At 70.4% G+C, this 18,945-nt stretch carries 15 protein-coding genes; 2 read left to right on the plus strand and 13 right to left on the minus strand.

Annotation, left to right across the window (positions count from 1 at the left end):
- Positions 1-242: 242 nt before the first annotated feature.
- Complete coding sequence (locus OG519_RS32600) at positions 243-2,615, plus strand: chitobiase/beta-hexosaminidase C-terminal domain-containing protein (protein ID WP_405591736.1); 2,373 nt, start codon at positions 243-245, stop codon at positions 2,613-2,615.
- 123 nt (positions 2,616-2,738) lie between these two features.
- Here the strand turns inward: OG519_RS32600 and OG519_RS32605 are convergent, their stop codons facing one another.
- The 11 genes from OG519_RS32605 to OG519_RS32655 form a co-directional block, all read right to left on the minus strand.
- Positions 2,739-3,830, minus strand: a complete 1,092-nt coding sequence (locus OG519_RS32605) for a sugar ABC transporter substrate-binding protein (RefSeq protein ID WP_405591739.1) — start codon at positions 3,828-3,830, stop codon at positions 2,739-2,741.
- Between the two features lie 267 nt (positions 3,831-4,097).
- Positions 4,098-5,420, minus strand: coding sequence for an alpha-glucosidase/alpha-galactosidase (locus OG519_RS32610; protein WP_405591742.1), 1,323 nt, complete (start codon positions 5,418-5,420; stop codon positions 4,098-4,100).
- Positions 5,420-6,373, minus strand: a complete 954-nt coding sequence (locus OG519_RS32615) for a carbohydrate kinase family protein (protein ID WP_405591744.1) — start codon at positions 6,371-6,373, stop codon at positions 5,420-5,422. Before OG519_RS32615 ends, OG519_RS32610 begins: the two co-directional genes overlap by 1 nt.
- A 91-nt stretch (positions 6,374-6,464) precedes the next feature.
- Positions 6,465-7,430, minus strand: a complete 966-nt coding sequence (locus OG519_RS32620) for a carbohydrate ABC transporter permease (protein ID WP_405591747.1) — start codon at positions 7,428-7,430, stop codon at positions 6,465-6,467.
- Positions 7,427-8,380: a carbohydrate ABC transporter permease gene (locus tag OG519_RS32625; RefSeq protein ID WP_405591750.1), complete on the minus strand. Its 954-nt coding sequence runs from the start codon at positions 8,378-8,380 to the stop codon at positions 7,427-7,429. Before OG519_RS32625 ends, OG519_RS32620 begins: the two co-directional genes overlap by 4 nt.
- Positions 8,381-8,390: 10 nt before the next feature.
- A complete protein-coding gene (locus tag OG519_RS32630; protein ID WP_405591752.1) occupies positions 8,391-9,743 on the minus strand; it encodes an ABC transporter substrate-binding protein in 1,353 nt (450 codons plus the stop codon).
- Positions 9,744-9,780: 37 nt separating this feature from the next.
- Positions 9,781-10,605 (minus strand): endo alpha-1,4 polygalactosaminidase, encoded by an 825-nt coding sequence (locus tag OG519_RS32635; RefSeq protein WP_405593157.1) that lies wholly within the window; start codon positions 10,603-10,605, stop codon positions 9,781-9,783.
- A 287-nt stretch (positions 10,606-10,892) separates the two neighbouring features.
- The gene (locus OG519_RS32640) at positions 10,893-11,711 is read right to left on the minus strand and encodes a carbohydrate ABC transporter permease (protein ID WP_405593159.1); all 819 of its coding nucleotides are present in this window, start codon (positions 11,709-11,711) and stop codon (positions 10,893-10,895) included.
- Between the two features lie 98 nt (positions 11,712-11,809).
- A complete protein-coding gene (locus OG519_RS32645; protein ID WP_405591755.1) occupies positions 11,810-12,829 on the minus strand; it encodes a carbohydrate ABC transporter permease in 1,020 nt (339 codons plus the stop codon).
- Entirely contained in the window at positions 12,829-14,199 is a 1,371-nt protein-coding gene (locus OG519_RS32650) for an ABC transporter substrate-binding protein (protein ID WP_405591757.1), read from the minus strand. The genes OG519_RS32645 and OG519_RS32650 overlap by 1 nt, the downstream gene beginning before the upstream one ends.
- A gap of 600 nt (positions 14,200-14,799) precedes the next feature.
- Positions 14,800-15,282, minus strand: a complete 483-nt coding sequence (locus OG519_RS32655; protein WP_405591760.1) for a hypothetical protein — start codon at positions 15,280-15,282, stop codon at positions 14,800-14,802.
- Positions 15,283-16,451: 1,169 nt separating this feature from the next.
- Between OG519_RS32655 and OG519_RS32660 the strand changes: the two genes are divergently transcribed.
- Positions 16,452-17,453: a beta-ketoacyl-ACP synthase III gene (locus OG519_RS32660; RefSeq protein ID WP_405591763.1), complete on the plus strand. Its 1,002-nt coding sequence runs from the start codon at positions 16,452-16,454 to the stop codon at positions 17,451-17,453.
- Here OG519_RS32660 and OG519_RS32665 read toward each other — a convergent pair.
- On the minus strand, positions 17,423-17,599 hold the full coding sequence (locus tag OG519_RS32665; RefSeq protein ID WP_405591765.1) for a hypothetical protein: 177 nt from the start codon (positions 17,597-17,599) through the stop codon (positions 17,423-17,425). The genes OG519_RS32660 and OG519_RS32665 overlap by 31 nt on opposite strands.
- Positions 17,600-17,920: 321 nt before the next feature.
- Positions 17,921-18,916, minus strand: a complete 996-nt coding sequence (locus tag OG519_RS32670) for a phosphotransferase family protein (RefSeq protein WP_405591768.1) — start codon at positions 18,914-18,916, stop codon at positions 17,921-17,923.
- Positions 18,917-18,945 lie beyond the last annotated feature (29 nt).

Below are 18,945 nucleotides of genomic sequence, written 5' to 3' on the forward strand. Positions count from 1 at the left end.
CCGGCCCGTTCGGCGCATGAATCCCGCGTATCTCCTTGACTGCTCGCCGGGTCCACTTGACACTGCCTTACGGATCGGAGACTCCCGCGATCCGCAGAGTGAGAGCGTTTTCAACAGGCTGAATCCAAGGGCACGATGGAACTTCATCCCTGAATACGTTGTGCAGAGCGCGATCCACCCCCACAAATAACGCGCTAACCCGGGTGTTCACTTCGCGAACCCGGGTGAAAGGAAACCCACTTATGCGCAGTACCGTCTCCAAGGGCCGCAGTGGGCCCGAACAGCGCCCCCGCAGGCGGGCCACCGCCCTGCTGGCGGCACTGATCCTCGCCTTCGCCGGGCTGTTGGGCCTCACCCAGACCATCGGCAGCGCCTCGGCGGACTCCTCGGACTACACCCAGAGCGTCACCGCGGTCAGCACGACGCAGGCGAAGATCACCTTCACCCCCACCACGACGGCCGCGTACGTCGACGTGCACTACCTGGTGGGCGGCACCAACCAGCAGAACGTGCGGATGACCAACACCGCGGGCGTCTGGACCTGGACCGTCAGCTCGCTGACCACCGGTTCGGCGCTCGAGTACTGGTTCACCTACGAGAAGAGCGGCCCCCAGTACGACACCCCGCACTTCACGTACACCCAGGGTGGCGGCGGCACCACCACCCCGCCGCCGGGCACGGTCGCGACCCCGACCTTCAGCCCGTCGGGCGGCACCTTCAGCAGCGCCCAGAGCGTGACGATCTCCGACGCCACGACGGGCGCGGCGATCCACTACACCAGTGACGGCTCGACGCCGACGGCGAGTTCGCCCACCTACAGCGGTGCGGTCAGCGTCGCCGCGACCACCACGCTGAAGGCCGTCGCCACCAAGTCGGGTTCGGCCACCTCCGCCGTGGCGACCGCGAGTTTCACCATCAGCACCACCACGCCGACCGGCTGCCCGACGCAGTCGGACACGCCCAACTTCGGGTCGAACGTGCACATCTTCGACCCGTCGATGGGCAACGCCGCCATCCAGTCCCAGCTCGACGCGCAGTTCAACCAGATGAAGGACACCAACACCGCGCAGTTCAGCGAGAACCGGGTGGCCGACCTCTACAAGCCGGGCACGTACAACGTCGAGGACAACGTCGGCTTCTACACCTCGGTGGCGGGCCTCGGCCAGAGCCCGGACCAGGTGACCATCAACGGTGACGTCACCGTCGACGCCTTCAACGCCTCCGACGCGGGCAACGCCACCCAGAACTTCTGGCGCTCGGCGGAGAACCTGGCGATCAACCCGTCCGGCGGCGCCGACCGCTGGGCCGTCGCGCAGGCCGCGCCGTTCCGCCGGATCGACGTCCACGGCGGCCTCAACCTCTACCCGGCGAGCTACGGCTACGCCAGCGGCGGCTACATCGCCGACACCAAGGTCAGCGGGCAGACCGCCTCGGTCTCGCAGCAGCAGTGGTACACCCGGGACAGCAGCTTCGGCAGCTGGGCCGGCGGCGTGTGGAACATGGTCTTCTCCGGCGTGGCCGGCGCCCCGGCGAACACCTTCCCCAATCCGCCGGAGACCACCCTCGGTACCACCCCGGTCTCCCGCGACGTGCCGTATCTGTACCTCGACAGCAGCAACAAGTACCGGGTGTTCCTGCCCTCGCTGCGGACCAACGCGTCCGGTCCGAGCTGGGCCAACGGCAACACCCCCGGCAGCTCGCTGCCGATGAGCCAGTTCTACGTGGTCAAGTCCGGTGACACCGCGGCGACCATCAACAACGCGCTCGCGCAGGGCTGCAACCTGTTCGTCACCCCGGGTGTCTACCACCTGAGCCAGACGCTCAACGTGACCAAGGCCAACACCGTGGTCCTGGGCATCGGCTACCCGACCTTCGTGCCGGACAACGGCGTCAACGCGATGCAGGTCGCCGACGTGGACGGCGTACGGCTGAAGGGTCTGCTCTTCGACGCCGGCACCACCAACTCGGCGGCGCTGCTGACGGTCGGCCCCTCGGGCTCCTCCGCCGGCCACGCGGCCAACCCGACCACGATCCAGGACGTCTTCTTCCGGATCGGCGGCGAGCACGTCGGCAAGGCGACCAGCAGCCTGATCGTCAACAGCAACAACACGATCATCGACCACATCTGGGCCTGGCGCGCCGACCACGGCACCGGCGTGGGCTGGACGTCCAACACCGCCGACAACGGCCTGACCGTCAACGGCGCCAACGTGCTGGCCACCGGCCTGTTCGTCGAGCACTACCAGAAGTACGAGGTGGTGTGGAACGGCCAGGGCGGCAAGACGATCTTCTTCCAGAACGAGATGCCGTACGACCCGCCCAACCAGGCGGCCTGGATGAGTTCCGCCTCGGTGAACGGCTACGCCGCCTACAAGGTGGGCTCCTCCGTCACCACCCATGAGGCATGGGGGCTCGGCAGTTACTGCTACTTCAACGTCAATCCGGCGGTGAACAGCTATCACGCGTTCGAGGTGCCCAACACCTCGGGCGTGAAGTTCCACGACGCGCTGACCGTCTCGCTCGGCGGCGTGGGCACCATCACCCATGTCATCAACGACACCGGTGCGGTCACCGCCTCCAACACCACACCGAGCAACGTCGTCAACTTCCCCTGACCGGGCCCCCATGACGGGAACCCGGGACCAGGTGAACTGACCGAACGACCGGGCACAAGGGCCGGGGCCCGCGGCACGCGCCGCGGGCCCCGGCCGCCGCCGTTCCCGGCCGACCGGCCCCGGCTACTGGACGCCGGCCGCCTTGCAGGCCTGGGCGAACTCCTCGGTGCAGATCTGGGCTGCGGTGTACAGACCGTCCTTGACCACGGTCTCCTGGATGTTCGCCTTCGTCACGGAGGCGGCCGTCAGCAGCTTGGAGGGGACCTTGTTGCCCGAACCGCTGGTGCTGGTCGAGTCGGCGACGGACGAGAAGTCCTTGCCGTTCAGCAGGTCCACCGCGATCTCCGCGGTGGCGTCCGCCTCCGGCTTGTACGCCTTGTAGACGGTCGCGGTCTGGTCGCCCACCAGGATCCGCTGGATCGCGGCGAGGTCGGCGTCCTGACCGGTCAGCGGTACATGGATGCCCTGGCCGCGCAGCGCGGTGGCGATACCGCCCGCCATGGTGTCGTTGGCGGAGTAGACGGCGGCGATGTTGTTCTTGCCGATCGAGGTGATGGCCGCGGTGACCTTCTGGTTGGCCACCGTGTCCTTCCACAGCCCGCTCTGCTCGTAGGCGATGTCCACCTTGCCGTCGAGCACATGGTGGGCGCCGGCCTTGAACTGCGCGGCGTTCGGGTCGGCGTCGTCCCCGTTGATCATGACGATCTTGGACTTCGGGGTCGCCTTCGCGCCCAGGGCGTCGAGCAGCGCCTGGCCCTGGAGTTCGCCGACCTTCTCGTTGTCGTAGGACACATACGCCGACACCGGGCCCTGGGCGAGCCGGTCGTAGGCCACCACCTTGATGCCCTTGTCGACCGCCGCCTGCACCGACGACTTGATGCCCACCGCGTCCTGCGGGTCCACGATGAGCACCTTGACGCCCCGGGCGATCATGCTGCTGACCTGCTGCGCCTGCTTGGTGGCGTCCTGGCCGGCGTTGGCGTAGTCGACCGTGCAGTCGGCGCACAGTTCCTTGATCTTCGCCTGGATCAGCGGCCGGTCGAAGCGCTCGTAGCGGGCGGTCACCGTATCCGGCAGCAGCAGGCCGATCACCTTGCCCTTGCTCTTGCTCCCATCGCTGTTCTTGTCGTCGCCGGCCTTGCCGCACGCCGCCAAGGTGAACGCCATGGATACCACGGCTGTCCCCACGACCATCCGACGCGTCAACGCGTTCATCGAACGCCGCCTCCCCGAACGAGGCCGCAACGCCGCGGCCCAAGTGCGGCGAGTCAACCGGGGCCGTGTCGGCGCGTCAATAAGCCGACGCCGACCGGCTCCTTATGTAACCAAATTGCTGCCAACCCCACATGAAGGCGCTTTCAGCGGGCCCCGCCGACGGCAATCGGTCGCCGACGCCGATATGTCGACGATCGGCCCCGGGAGAAACGGCTAAACCCGATCAAAGCCGGAGCAGGAGCCGTAGCCGGCCGGCGGCGCGGCCCGTCACCGCCCGAGCTGGACCCGCAGGCCCGGCTGGAGCAGCTCGCCATGGGCGCGCACCATCGCGTCGCACAGCTCCCAGATCCGCTCGACGGGCAGCGCGGCCGCGGTCGCCGGGTCGACCATGGCGGCCTGCCGGATCGACCGCGGGTCGTCGTGCAGAGCCGCCCTGACCACCAGGTCGTTCATGCTGAGGTACGTGCGGTTGAGCGCCGCGCACTGGGCCGGCAGCGCGCCGATCCTCGTCGGCTGCACGCCCGACGCGTCCACCAGGCACGGCACCTCGACGGTGCCGGTCGCGGGCAGGTTGTCGATCAGGCCGTGGTTGGGCACGTTGCCGTAGACGGTCCTGGGAACGCCGGTGGTGATGCTGTGGATGACCTGCGGGGCGTACTCCATGGTCCCTTCCACCGGCAGCGGCCCGCCGGCCGCGAGCGCGTCGCGGGTCCGCTCGTAGCTGGCGACGTTCTCGTCCACGATGCCGAGATAGGCCCCGACCGGCAGCCGCAACCGGTCGATTTCGCTGGCATGGTGCAGATACCAGGGGACGTACTCGGCGGAGTGCTCACTGGTCTCGGTCGGGTAGTGGCCCAGCCGGCGGTACATGTCCATCCGCACCCGGCGGCGGAGCTGCGGATCCTCCTCGACGAGGGCGTCGAGCCGGGGGTAGAGGTCGGCGCCGCCGTGCTCGAAACGCAGCACCCACGCCTGGTGGTTGACGCCCGCGGCCAGGTAGCTCACCTCCTCGTACGGCACCCGCAGCAGCTCCGACAGATCCCGCATCGTCCAGTACACCGAGTGGCACAGCCCCACCACCCGGGTCAGCCCGGTGGCCTGGGCGAGGTACTGGACGTTCATCGCCATCGGATTGGTGTAGTTGAGCAGCCACGCGTCGGGGCAGACCTCGGCGATGTCGGCGCCGAGCGCCTTCAGCACCGGGAAGGTGCGCAGCGCGCGGAAGATCCCGCCGATCCCGAGGGTGTCGCCGATGGTCTGGCGGACGCCGAAGCCGGCCGGCACGTCGAAGTCGGTGCGGGTCGCCTCGCGCATACCGACCTGGATGATGTTGATCACGAAGTCCGCGTCGGCGAGCGCCGCCCGCCGGTCGGGGTGCGCGGTGATCCGCGGTGCCGCGCCCCGCTCGTCGGCGATCCGGCGGGCCGCGCCCTCGGCGGTGGCGAGGCGTTCCGGATCGATGTCGTGCAGCGCGATGTGCGCGTCCTTCAGCTCCGGGAAGGCGAAGAGGTCGGCCAGCAGGCCCTGGGTGAACACGACGCTGCCGGCGCCGATGAACGCGATCTTCGTGGCTGTGGCTGTGGCTGTCATCACTGGTTCTCTCCGTTGCGTGGGACGGCCGCCAGCGCCTCGCCCCAGGTGGGCTGGGCGGCGGTGCCGCCGAAGGCCCGGGTGGACAGGGCGCCGCAGGCGGCCGCGAGATCGAGGGCCCGTGCCAGCGGCAGGCCCGCCAGCAGGGCGGCGACGAGACCGGCGTCGAAGCTGTCGCCCGCGCCGACGGTGTCGCGCGGCTCGGCCGGGGTGCCGGCGGTGCGGGTCACCGTGCGGCCGTCGTGGGCGAGCGCCCCCTCGGCGCCGTTCTTGACCACCACCAGCGGGCCGCGCGCGGCGAGCCGGGCGGCGGCCTGCTGCGGGGTCGAGGCGCCGGGACCGGCCAGGGCGAGCGCCTCGGCCGCGTTGGGCAGCAGGATGTCGGTGGCGGCCAGCAGCGCGTCGAAGCCGGGCGGATCCCAGCGGCCGCTCGGGTCGTCATTGGTGTCCACCGAGGTGGTGGCGCCGGCCGCGCGGGCGGCGGCCAGCAGTTCCGGCAGCGCGTCGGCGAGCTTCGGCATCAGGAAGTACGAGGCGGCGTGCACATGCCGCGACCCGCCGAGCAGTTCGGCCGGCACGTCGTCGCCGCTGGTGGCGGCGAGGGTGCCGGCCGCGGTGAGAATCGCCCGGTCCTCGCGGCGGTTGACCACCGCGGTCAGCGGCGTGGGCAGCCCGGGATCCAGCCGCAGCGCGCTGACGTCCACCCCGCGGGCGGCCAGCGCGTCGCGTACGAAACGCCCGGCGTCGTCGTCACCCACCCGGCCCGCGAAGGCGGTGCGCAGACCGAGCCGGGCGGCGCCGCAGGCCATGATGGCGGCCGAACCGCCGAGGGTGAGCAGACCGAAGTCGACGAGTTGCTCCCGCTGGCCGAAGGCGAGCGGGGCGTCGAGGGGTCCGAGGACCACATCGGGGTTGGCGTCCCCGATGACGAGCAGGTCGAAGTCGTACGGCATCCGTTGTCCCGTGGAAGTGGTGGTGGCGGTGGAGGTACCGGCGCAGGCCCGGGTAGAGGTGCGGGTAGCGGTGCGGGCGGGCGGGTGCGGCTCAGCCCTTGAGCCCGCTGGAGGTGATGGACTGGACGAAGGACTTCTGCGCGGCCAGGAAGGCGAGCAGGACGGGCGCGACCGTGATGGCGTTGCCCGCCATCACCGCGGACCACTTGGTGTGGTGCTCGCCCTGGAAGGTGGTCAGGCCCAGTTGCAGGGTGTAGTGGGTGTCGTGGTTGAGGGCGATCAGCGGCCAGGTCAGGTCGTTCCAGGTGGACAGGAACGTCAGCACCGCCACGGTGCTCAGCGCCGGACGGGACAGCGGCAGCACGATCAGGAACAGCACCCGCAGCCGTGAGCAGCCGTCGATCCAGGCGGCCTCCTCCAGCTCCCTCGGCAGCGAGAGGAAGAACTGCCGGAGCAGGAACACCGCGAACGGCGTGACCAGGGACGGCACGATCAGCGCGCCGAGGGTGTCGATCAGCCCCAGCCGCTTCATCACCAGGAACGTCGGGATCATCGTGAGCTGGAACGGCACCACCATCGTGGCCAGCATCAGCGCCATCAGCAGCCCTGATCCGGCGAACCGCATCCGGGCGAAGGCGTAGCCGCCGAAGGAGCCGAACAGCAGATTGGCGGCCACCGCGACCAGCGACACGATCAGCGAGTTGGCGAACCAGCGCGGAAACATCGCGTTGCCGAGCACGTACCGGTAGCCGGCGAGATCGATCCCGGACGGCCACAGGGCCGGCGGGAAGCGGTTGATCTCCGCGTCGCTCATCACCGAGCTGAGCAGCAGCCAGATCAGCGGGAGCGCGAAGAGCAGCGCGAGCGGGACGAGCAGCAGATGCCACGGGCTGAACGGCAGCCGCGGCCGACCGCCCGCTGAGCCGGCGGCCGGCCGCGAACCGGGCGGCGCGTCCCGCCGCCCGGCGCCGCCGGCCGGTGGCGACGTGGGCTGCTGGGTCGGCTGGGACGACTGGGGTGGCAAGGGCACGGCCGGCGCCGGCGACATCCGCCTCATCGGGCTGCTCCTTCCAGGCGGGGGTTGGCGCGCCGCCGTGCCAGCCGGGTCGCGGCGGCGATGACGAGCAGGGCCAGCGCCAGCACGTACGCCGCCGCCGCGCCGTATCCCGCGGTGAAGTTCTGGAACGCCTGCTGCCAGATGAAGTAGACGACGACGGTGGTGGAGCCGATCGGCCCGCCCTTGGTGGTGACGTAGACCAGATCGAAGACCTGGAGCGCGCCCACGGTCTGCCACAGCAGCAGGAAGACACTGACCGGCGTGAGGGCCGGCAGCACCACATGGCGCAGCAGGTGCCGGCGGGCCGCGCCGTCCAGTCTCGCCGCCTCCAGCAGGGTCTGCGGCACGTCCTGGAGGGCGGCCAGATAGATCACCACGCAGAACCCGGTGCCGCTCCACAGCGAGACGCCCACCAGGACGTAGAGCGCCTGTCCGGGATCGGTGAGGAACCCCTGCGCGGACACGTGCAGTGTGTGCAGCACCGAGTTGGCCGCGCCGAACTGCGGATCGAGGATGAAGGAGAAGAGCACGCCCTGGGCGGTGTCGGAGATCACGAACGGCACGAAGATCAGCGTCCGGTAGAGCCCGACCCAGCGGATCCGCCGGTTCAGGGCCAGCGCGAGCGCCAGCCCCAGACCCATGCTGAGCGGCACGTACAGCGCCGTGTAGAGCAGCGTGTTGCCCACCGCCTGGCGGAAGTGCGGATCGTGGCTGAGCGCCCGGTAGTTGTCGAGACCGACCCAGCGGCTCGGGGTGACCAGGTCGTCGGCCTTGAAGGAGAGCAGCAGCGACCAGATCACCGGCACGACACTGAGCCCGAGGATGACCAGCACCGAGGGCGAGATGAACGCCCAGGCGGTGGCCGTCTCCCGGCGGCGGCCGCGGCGCCGGGAGCGCAGCCGGACCCGGTCGGTGTCGGAGAGGGTGAGCGGGGCGGGCAGCGTGGGCATCGCGGACTCCTCAACGCGGAATGAGCAGGGCTGCGTTGGCCTCTTCGGCGCAGCGACGCATGGCTTTGGCGGGGGTGCTCCGGCCCAGCAGCACCGACACGATCGCCTGGCCGAGCGCCGCCGAGATCTGGGGGTACGCGGGGTGGGCCGGCCGGACCCGGGCGGTCTCCAGGGACTCGGTGAACACCGGCATCCCCGGGGTGCCGGACTCCCGCGCGCGCCAGGCGGGCAGCTTCTCGGTGGCCCGGCTGAGCGGCAGACTGCCGGCCTCCACGTCCCAGCGCACGTCCTGGGCCGGCGCCATCAGCCAACTGACGAAGGTACGGGCGGCCTTGACCCGGGCCGAGCCGTTGTCGAAGACGGTCCAGGTGTCGGGCCCGGAGATCGTCAGCGGCCGGCCGCTGTAGCTCGGCAGCGGCACCACGTGGTAGTCGATCTTCGCGGTGATGATGTCGGGCAGCCCCCAGGGACCGGTGACGACCATGCCCATCCGCCCGGAGTTGAAGACCTGGTACATCTGCTCGGTCCCTGGCTTGGGATCGATGTAGACGCTTCCCGCCCGCGCCAGTGCCGCGACCGTCTCCAGGGCCCGCGGGCCCACCTCCGCGAAGCCGACGCCCTTCCCGTCGGCCGCGATCACCTCCCCGCCGAGGTCCCACACCATCGGCCACAGCCGCCACACGGTGTCCTCGTCACCGACCCCGGGCCAGCCGGTGCCGAAGACACCGCGGCCCGCGTCGGTGAGCCGGGCCGCGGTCGCCACGAACTCGTCCCAGGTCCAGCCGGCCCGGGGCAGCGGCAGTCCGGCGGCCCCGAACAGCTTCTCGTTGCACACCACGGCCAGCGAGTCGAGCAGCGCGGGCGCCGCCCGGACCCGGCCGTTGACGGTGACCGCCTCGCGGGCCGGCGTCCAGTAGTCGCGCCACGGAACCGGCAACTCGCCCACGGTGCCGGTCAGATCGACCACCCGCGGGCTGCGCGCGATCCCGGCCAGATCCGAGCCGAAGACGTAGGCGATGTCCGGGTAGGAGCCGGAGGCCAGCGCCGCGGTCACCTTCTGGAGCATGGAGTCGGCCAGCACACCCGCGCCCGGACTGACCCGGATCTTCGGATGGGTGCTGTTGAACACCTTGACCAGCCGTTCGATGGCCGCGCGGCCCACATCGGTCTGGCCGTGCCACAGCTCGATCGTGACGCGGCCGTCGGCGCCGACCCCGTCGCCGGTGCCCGCGCCGCACCCGGCCGGCGCGGCCCCGGCCACGGCGGCCAGCGCCACGCCGGAGCAGCGCCGCAGCACCCCGCGCCGCGACACACGGGCGGCGGGGGACGGCGGTCCGACGGGAAGGGAACGGCCGAGAGCCATCGGTCCTCCAGGGGACGGATGCGGGGGAGCCGGCGGGTCAGCAGGTCTTGCGGACGTATCCGCTGGTGCCCTGCGGCACGACGTCGACGTCACGGCGCACGACGCTCAGCGTGCCGCCCCAGCCCGAGCACGCCTTCGTCAGGCCCTTGGCCGTGTACTCGATGACGAAGACCTCGTTGCCGTAGGCCGCGGTGTAGTCGCCGCACTCGTTGTAGTCCGCGCACTCCTCGGCGACGGCGAAGTCCAGCCCGTTGACGGCGTGGTCGGCGGAGAGTTCCGCGGTGTTCTTCTGGGCGATCGCCAGGTTCTTCGCGTGCGCGTGGGCGGACAGCAACTGGATGTACGCCTCCGCCTGGCCTTGCGTGAGATAGCTGGGGAAGCGGTCGAAGGTGTCGAGGTTGTCCGGCTCGACGGCCTGGAAGCCCTTGGCCGCGCACTGGTCGATCCAGCCGTCCACCTTGGCGGCGATCCGCTGCCGGTTGGCCGCGGTGCGGATGTCGAGTATCGCCTCGTCCCAGTCGGGGTCCTTCACGACCTTGCCCTTGGCGTTGTGCAGCAGCAGGTCGGCGTCCCAGTCGCTCTCCGCGCCCTCCTGGGTCTGGAAGGCGTTGACGTAGCAGATGTTGTAGAGCCCCGCGGCCGGCGGGGCGTCGTGGTCACGGCTGACCACCGACACACCGGCGGGCGGGGTGTAGGGGCCGCCGATCTGGTAGTCGAACCCGGCGTGCGCCGGCGGCAGCGGCACGGAGCCGACCGCGCCGGCCGACGGGGAGCCGAGCAGTGGCAGCGCCGCCGCGGCGGCGGTGGCGGCGAGTGCGGCGGTCCATCGACGGCGAGGGGTACGGAGGAGGTTGATGCGCATCATCGGTCTCCGGATGATGGTGGATACGTCCCCGCCTCGGAAGCTGACAGCCATCCTGGCGACTTAGTCCGGGCTTGCGGCGTTCTCGCCGGCCACCGGCTGGGCGTACCTCTGCGCCGAGTGCTCCATTCGGCGTTGCCGGAAGTAAAGCGATCCGCATTCCCCCTGTCAAGGCCGCCCGGCCCGACGGCCCCAACGGCCGCGGCGCGACGGCATGGTTCGGCACGCGGCGTGGCCCGGACCGGTGAGGGTCCGGGCCCTTGGCCGCGTTCAGCCCTTGGCCGTACTCAGCCCTTGGTCGCGCCGAGCGACAGGCCGGCGATGAACTGCTTCTGGAGCAGGACGTAGACCACCAGCGTCGGAATCGCCGCGATCATCGCCGCGGCGGCGATCATGTTCTGATTGCTGACGAACTGCCCCTGGAGATTGGCCAGGGCCGAGGTGACCGGCCGTTTGTCGCCCGATGACATCAGGGTGATCGCCCAGAAGAAGTCGTTGTAGATCCAGGTGGTGAGCAGCGTCGCCAGCGCCGCCAGCGCCGGACGGCACAGCGGCAGGGTCAGCCGCCAGTACCGGGTCCACAGGCCGGCCCCGTCCACCAGCGCCGCCTCGTACATCTCGGCCGGGATCGACTTCATGTAGTTGCTCAGCACGAAGACGCAGAAGCCCAGTTGGAAGGAGACGTTGATGACGATCAGACCGAAGATCGAGTTGTACATCAGACCACTGCCGGCCAGGAAGTGCGGCAGCGGGATCTTCAGGTAGATCCGGTACAGCGGGGTGATGATGACCTGCTGCGGCAGCAGATTGCCGGCCGTGAAGAGGATCAGCAGCAAGACGTTGACCTTGACGTTGATCCGGGTGAGCACGAACGCCACGCCGGACGCCAGCGCCAGCACGATCACCACCGAAGGCACCGTGATCAGCACCGAGTTCCAGAAGAAGTGCCCCATGTCCGACTGGGTCCACGCGTCACTGAAGTTCTTGAACGTCAGGTGGTGCGGCAGCGAGACGTAGCCGTACTTGCGGGTGTCCGAGTACGGCCGGACCGCCACGTAGAGCGCGAAGAGGATCGGCAGGATCCACAGGACGCACGCGACGATCAGGAAGGCCTGCGAGGCCGCCTGGCCCCACGGCCTGCGCCGGCCCGCCGGGCCGCTCTCGTCCGAGGACGCCGTCCGCGGCCGCGGAAGGGTGTCGGCGCTCACTGCGATTCCTCTCGCCGGAAGGTCTGGAACAGGAAGATCGTGATGGGCACCAGCGAGATCAGCAGCAGCACCACGCCCAGGGCGGAGCCGAAGCCGACCCGCTGGGTCTCACCGACGATGTTCGAGGTCACCAGCACCGACAGCAACTCCAGGCCGTTGATGCCCTTGTTGGTGATGTAGACCAGGTCGAAGGCGCGCAGCGACTCGATGACGGTGACGACCATGATGACGATGTTGATCGGCCGCATCACCGGGAAGATCACCCGCCAGAACGTCTGCCAGGCATTGGCGCCGTCCACCAGCGCGGCCTCGCGCAGCGTCGGATCGACCGCCTTGAGCCCGGCCAGGTACAGCACCATCACATAGCCCGCCTGTCGCCAGGTGGCCTCCAGCAGGACGGCCCACAAGTTGAGGTGCGGGTTGCCGAGCCAGTCGATGGAATTGCCGTTGTGGTTACGGCCGATGACCGTGTTGATCAGGCCGTAGTCCTGCGAGTACACGAACTCCCAGATGATGCCGACCAGCGCGAGCGACAGCATCACCGGCAGGAACAGGATGCTCTGGTACATCCGGCTGCCCTTGATGCCGCGGTCGAGGAGCACCGCGAAGAGCATGCCGAGCGGCGTGGCGATCACCACGAAGACGGCCAGCCAGAGCAGGTTGTGCCGGACGGCCGGCCAGAACTGCGGATAGATCGTGACGGCCTGGTGGTAGTTCTGTATGCCGTACACACAGCCGTTGTTGAGGATCGATGGCAGGTTCGGCTTGCAGGTCTTGGTGTGCAGGCTGCCCACGCCGTTCCACTTGGTGAACGACAGCAGCACCGTGCCGATGGCCGGGAACCAGACGAACGTGAGGTCGAGCAGCAGCGGTATGCCGAGCAGCAGGGCCACCACGACGCGGTCACGGGCGGTCAGTGTGCGGATGCTCCGGCGGCGACGGCGTCGAACCGGACCCCCGTCCTGGGGTCCGGTCGTCGCCGCCGCCGGGTCGCGCACCTGGGAGGCGGAACTCATCAGGAATAGATCGCCTTCGCCTGGGACTCCGCGCTCTTCTGCAGGGAGGCGATGTTTCCGGTGCTCGGGTCGTCGATGAACTTCTGGATGATCGAGATCATCGCGGTGGCCATCGCCGGGTCGGCGTCACGGTCCATGAACTGGGCGACCGCCTTGCACTTGCCGATCTCCTCGACCGACTTCTTCTGGATCGCGTTGTACGTCGGCACCTGGAGGCCGCTGACCAGACCGACGTCCCACTGGTCGGTCTTGAGGTACTGGCTCTCGGCCGGTCCGGTCCCGATGTACTCCAGGATCGCCTTGGCGGCGTCGGTGTTCTTCGCCTTCTTGCTCAGCATGAAGCCGTCGGTGGGGGCGTCCATGTAGTCCTGGCCCCACTGCGGGTTGATCGCGGGGAAGGTGAAGAAGTCCAGGTCGGCCAGGTCCGCCTTGTCGGTGACGTACTGAGCCGCCACCTGGTTGGTGCCCTGGAACATCATGCCGGCCTGCTTGGTCTCCAGCGCCTTGGCGGAGTCCTGCCAGATACGGCCGTTCGCGCCGCTCTGGGTGTAGGGCAGGATCTCGGCCCAGTGCTGGAAGACGGTGTGCACACCCTGGTCGGTCCAGGGCACCTCGTGCTTCATCAACTTGGTGTGGTAGTCGTATCCGTTGATCCGCATATTGAGGATGTCGAAGGTGCCGAGCGCCGGCCAGCCGTCCTTGTCGGCGAAGGCGATCGGGATGATGCCGTCGGACTTCATCTTCTTCGCCAGTGCCACGTACTCGTCCCAGGTGGTGGGGATGGAGTAGTGGCGCTTGCTGAACTCGCTCTTGTTGTAGAAGACCACCCACGGGTAGTTGTAGATCGGCACCAGGTACTGGTGGCCGTCAAGACCCGTGGCCAGCTTCTTGGCCGCGGGGCTGAAGCTGCCGCCGATCTTCTCCCACACGTCGTCGATCGGCTGGGCCAGGCCCTGGGCCGCGAAGTACTGCATGCGGTACCCGGCGAACCAGGTGAAGAGGTCGTCAGGGGTGCCCTGGAGATAGCTGGTGATGTTTTCCTGGAACGTGTTGTGGTCGACCGTGTTGATCTTGACCTTGACCTGGGTCGACGCGGTGGCGGCGGTGGTCAGCGCGGCGAAGGCGGACTTGACGGCGGGGTCGGAGTAATTGGATCCGAACGTCACCGTGGCTCCGGCCACTTGGCCGGTCCCGCCGGACGACGTGTCCTTGTCCTTACTGCCCTTGTCGTCACTGTCCGAACCGCAGGCGGCCAGCAGGCCCCCGGCGGCGGCCAGCCCGGCCCCCGCGGCCACCCCCCTGAGCAGGTTTCTGCGCGTCGGGGACAGGCCCGTTTCCGTGCTGCTGCCCGACGACTCGACGTCCGACATGGTGCCTCCATGTGTGTGTGGGCGTATCCAAGAAGCGGAAGGCGAAAATGCTGGCGGGGATCGGAGGTTCCAGCGGCTCTAGAGCCGATCCGTTTCCAACAGAAGTCACCAAGATGAAACGCCATCGCAACTGCAGGGTAGTTCTACGCCACATGCAGAGGGCCGTCAACGTTCTCATCCGGATGCGTTGTCGGACCGTGATGTGCCAGCGGTGTTGGAACATGTTCGCTTCCGGTCGCCCTGCCAGGAAGTGGGAGTTGTGCGCGCGGCGCTGCTGATACGGCCACTCCTCGGCGTCGACGGTTGGGCCACCATGATCGGCCCTCATCCTTCTGCGCGCTGCGACGACACTCACACCTTCAACGGGGCGGTCGGAGCGGGGCGCTGATACGGACGTTTCCACCGGCGGCGGCGGACACACCGTCAGACGGGGTCGGACAAACGGCCGACCGCCGTCGTACCGGGGGAGTCCGGCACGGCGGCGGTCGGCGGCGAAACGCTCCAAGGACCTCCGAAGATCTCCGAAGGCTTCCAGGGACGGTGCCCGTCAGCGCCGGGGCTCGTCAGCCAGAGGGAGTGCCGGGCCGGTCACCCGATGTCTCACGGCTGATCGATCAGCAGTACGGCGCTCTGCCGGGCCAGTTGTACCCCCGCCTGTTCGATGGTCACCGTGCCCCGGAGCCCGGCCGCGGCGCAGCCGGCGAAGACCAGATAGCCGGTCACCGTGGACGTCCGGGCGTGCGGGGCGAAGGTGACCTGGCGGGGAAGCGGGTCGATCACCGGGCAGCCGGCCGGGACACCCGTCGTGGTGGCGGAGAGCCAGGTTCCCGCCCAGGTCTCGGTGACCGCCTGCGACTGGCCTGTGCAGTTGGTGGCGTCCAGCGTGAGGTCGGAGGTCTCGCCCGCGGTGACCCGGGCCGGGTCGAACGTCAGGTCGTTGATCCGGATCACCCGCGCACACGCCGTCGGCGGCGGCACGGAGGGCCCGGCGCCGTCCGCCGCGGCCGGGCCGGCGCCGGACCCCAGCGCCGCGCCGCCGAGCGCGGTGACGGCTGTCAGGGACGCGAGAACTCTGCGGAACACGGCGATTCCTTCCAGCACCCGGGGCGCGTCGGTGGACCGCGCGCCCGGGCCGACGGCCCGGGCCCCACCAAAGTGCGGCCCGCCGCGGCGCTTTGGCAATGGGCCCGACGCCGAGCGGACGACGGGCAAGCCCCGAACCGGACGTTCACCGATTGCCGCTCCGGTTTCCGTCCGTCCACGGGCGGTGGCGGGCTGTCGCCGTGCGGGGCGGCATTCCGCCGGAGAGAGCGAGCTTCGTCGGGAGGAAGCGGGCCCGCGCGGCTGGGCGCCGTGACCACCCGGACCGGCCCCGGCAGCCGCGGCGGGCCGGATCCCCCCGGCCCTCGACCTGACCGCGTCCCGGGTCGGCCCGGCCGCCGTCACCGAGTTCGCGGCCCGCCTCGGCTCCCGTTCGACGTCCTGTCCCGTCGTACGGGACGCGCCGCTCTCGGCCCCCGGTTTGTCCGTCGACGCACCGCCCCGGCTCCACCGTCACCTGCCGGAGGCCTTCGCTCGCCGCGCTCGGCGAGGTCCGCGAGGTCCGCGACCTCGGACTCGGCCCGCGGCGGCGGCGCGAGGAGACCGACGAGATCTGGACACGTTCCCGCCTGGGTCGCCAGCTCGCCCTCAGCGCCCTCCTCGCGGCCGCCGGGCCGGACGCCGTGGCCCACGACCGCGCCGCGCCGGTGGGAAAACGCCTGCTCGGTGACGCCTCGGCCTCGCGTTCGGGCGCGATCCGCTCGTCGCGGCGCCGGCCCCCCGGACGCGGCGAGCAGGCGGCGGCCGGCTACGGGGCGAGTGGATCGTACGGGCGCGGCGCCGGCCGCCCCCAGCGCCGGCACACCGCAACCCGGCGCGGTCCGAGAGCGGTGCGAGGCGTCGGCGCGCGGCGGCCCCGGGCCGCGCCCGGCACGCCGCCGCCGACCACCCCACCCACCCCCGCCCACCACCGACGTGCCGCCGAGGTGGCGCGGCCGGACCCGCCTGGCCTTAACTGATCCTTTGGCGGAGCGCCGTCCTCTTTTCCCCGCTGGGCGAGAGATCATGGAGGGGAGATCATATGAAGACCCGGAAGTCCCGGGGAGCTTTCGCGGTTGGCTCCCAAGGGCAGTGCCACAGCGGCGCCGCCCGCCGTAAGACCCGACCCGACGAACCGGCCGCCTGAGCCGACGATGGTCCGAGAGGTTTCCATGACTGCTGAGATCACCGTGCCCGTCGGCGCCCGGCACACCCGGATCCTCGGCGTCGGCGCGTACCGCCCCCGGCGGATCGTCGACAACGCCGAGGTCTGCCGGTACATCGACTCCTCGGACGAGTGGATCAGGTCAAGGACCGGCATCAGGACCCGCCGCTGGGCGGCCCCGGACGAGACGCTCGGCGTCATGGCGGAGGAGGCCGCGAGCAAGGCCATCGCCGCGGCCGGAATCACCCCGGCCGACATCACCTGCGTCATCGCGGCCACCTTCACCCACCTCATGCAGACCCCGGCGATCGCCACCGAGATCGCCCACCGGCTCGGGGCCACCCGGGCGGCGGGCTTCGACATCTCGGCCGGCTGCGCCGGCTTCGTGCACGGTGTGGTGCTCGCCTCCGACGCGGTGCGGGCGCGCGGCGGCCACGTCCTGGTGGTCGGCGTGGAGCGGATGACCGACATCCTGGACCTGACCGACCGCTCCACCGCCTTCATCTTCGGAGACGGCGCCGGCGCGGTCGTCGTCGGGCCGTCCGACACCCCCGGTATCGGCCCGGCGGTCTGGGGCGCGGACGGCGGACAGGCCGACGCGATCAGCCAGAGCGTGCCCTGGGACGTGCTCAAGAAGGAGCCGGGCCACGCCTTCCCGGCCCTGCGGCAGGATGGTCAGCGGGTGTTCCGCTGGGCGGTCTACGAGATGTCCAAAGTCGCCCGGCAGGCGCTCGACGAGGCCGGGGTCCGCCCCGACCAGCTCGACACCTTCATCCCGCACCAGGCCAATGAGCGGATCATCGACAGCATGACCCGCTCGATGGGGCTGCCCGGCCGGGTGACCGTCGCCAAGGACATCGTCACCAACGGCAACACCTCCGGCGCCTCCGTCCCGCAGGCCATGGAGGCGGTACTGGCCTCGGGCGCGGCGGCCTCGGGCAGCACGGCACTCCTCCTCGGCTACGGCGCGGGTCTGTCCTACGCCGCGGTCGTGGCCACCCTGCCGTAGCCGTAGCCGTAGCCGTAGCCGTAGCCGTAGCCGGGACCGGGCCGGGGCCTCACCCGCCGCCGGTCCCGGGAACGGCGGGCGTGAGCGGTGGCCGTCCAGGGGCGGCAGTCGACGTACAGGGTGATGAACCCGCGCCCGGACGACACGGAGCGGCAGTGGTCCGCACACCACCGCCGCTCCGCGTCATCGCTCGCCGTACCGGGTCTCCGGCGGGACCGGGCCTGTCAGGGCGGCCGGCGCCGCGGGGAACGGTCGGGCGAGGGCTTGCCCCGCCGATCGGCCGCGCGCTGGCGATCCTCGCAGAGCCCGCCGCGCCGCTGACCAGAACCGGCCATCGCTGATCGCGCTCTCCGACCCGGTCCGGCCGACGGGACCGGTCGCGCGTCGACCACGCATCCCGGTACACCCCGTCCCGCGATGGCCGAAAGGTGCCGCTCCGGCGTCAATGTGACGTCATAACTCACCCGTCAGAGGAGCGCGGTGAGCGCCGCCTCAAGCCGCGGCCCGACGAACTCCCGCACCCACCGGCGGCGATCGGCGTCGCTGCCCCTGGGCGCCACCTCGACCAGCATGATCAGATACAGATAACAGCGGTAGAGCGCGATCCGCCGCAGTGCCGTGGCGTCGAAATCCGTCCGGCCGCCACCCGCGCCGTATCCGGCCAGGAACGCCGCGTCGCGCTCGGCGGCGGTGTCGAAGAGCGAGAGCGAGGCGAAGTCGGCCAGCGGATCGCCCCACACCATCCGCTCACCGTCGATGAGTGCGCTGATCTCCCGCTCGCCTTCGGCGCCGTCGAGCAGCACATTGCCCGGCCACAGATCGAAGTGGACCAGCGCCGGTGTCCGCACCTCGTCGAGCGCCGGCGCCGCGGCCGCCAAAGCCGCCCGGATGGAGGGTACGTCGCGCGGCAGCCACGGCCGGTGCAGCTCCGCGTCGGCCAACACCGCGTCGGTCATCGCCGCGAAGGCGGTCGCCCAACGGTCGGTGAGCGGACCGGTGCTGCCCGACGGATAGCCGAAGCCGGGCCCCGGCACCGTGTGCGACCGGGCCACCAGCGCCCCGAGCCGGGACCGCAGCCGGTCCCGTTCCGCACCGGCCGGTGCGCCGGCCCCCAGCGCCCAGGGAGTCCCCGGACAGTGCGTCATGAGCAGGAAGGGCGATCCCGGTCCCGCCTCGTCCGGTTCGCTGTGCAGCACCCGTGGCGCGGGCACCCCGGCGACGGCGGCGGAGGCGTAGAACTGCGCCTCGCCGCGCAGCAGTTCGCGCTCATAGGTCAGCCGCGGCAGGTCCGGTGACGGCGGCACCTTGAGCACCAGCCGTACCCCGTCGACGAGTTCGACGCCGTAGAGGTCGTTGTACGTGCCGCCGGCGAGCGGCGCCCACCCGGTGATCCGGTCGGCCGGCACCCCCGCACGGGACAGCGACTCCGCCACCCGCCCGGTCCGCCCGTCGTGCGCGGTCATACGGTCCTCCCCGTCGCCCCACCGGGCGA

The sequence above is a fragment of the Streptomyces sp. NBC_01190 genome (genome assembly GCF_045039895.1).
Classification (GTDB): Bacteria; Actinomycetota; Actinomycetes; order Streptomycetales; family Streptomycetaceae; genus Actinacidiphila.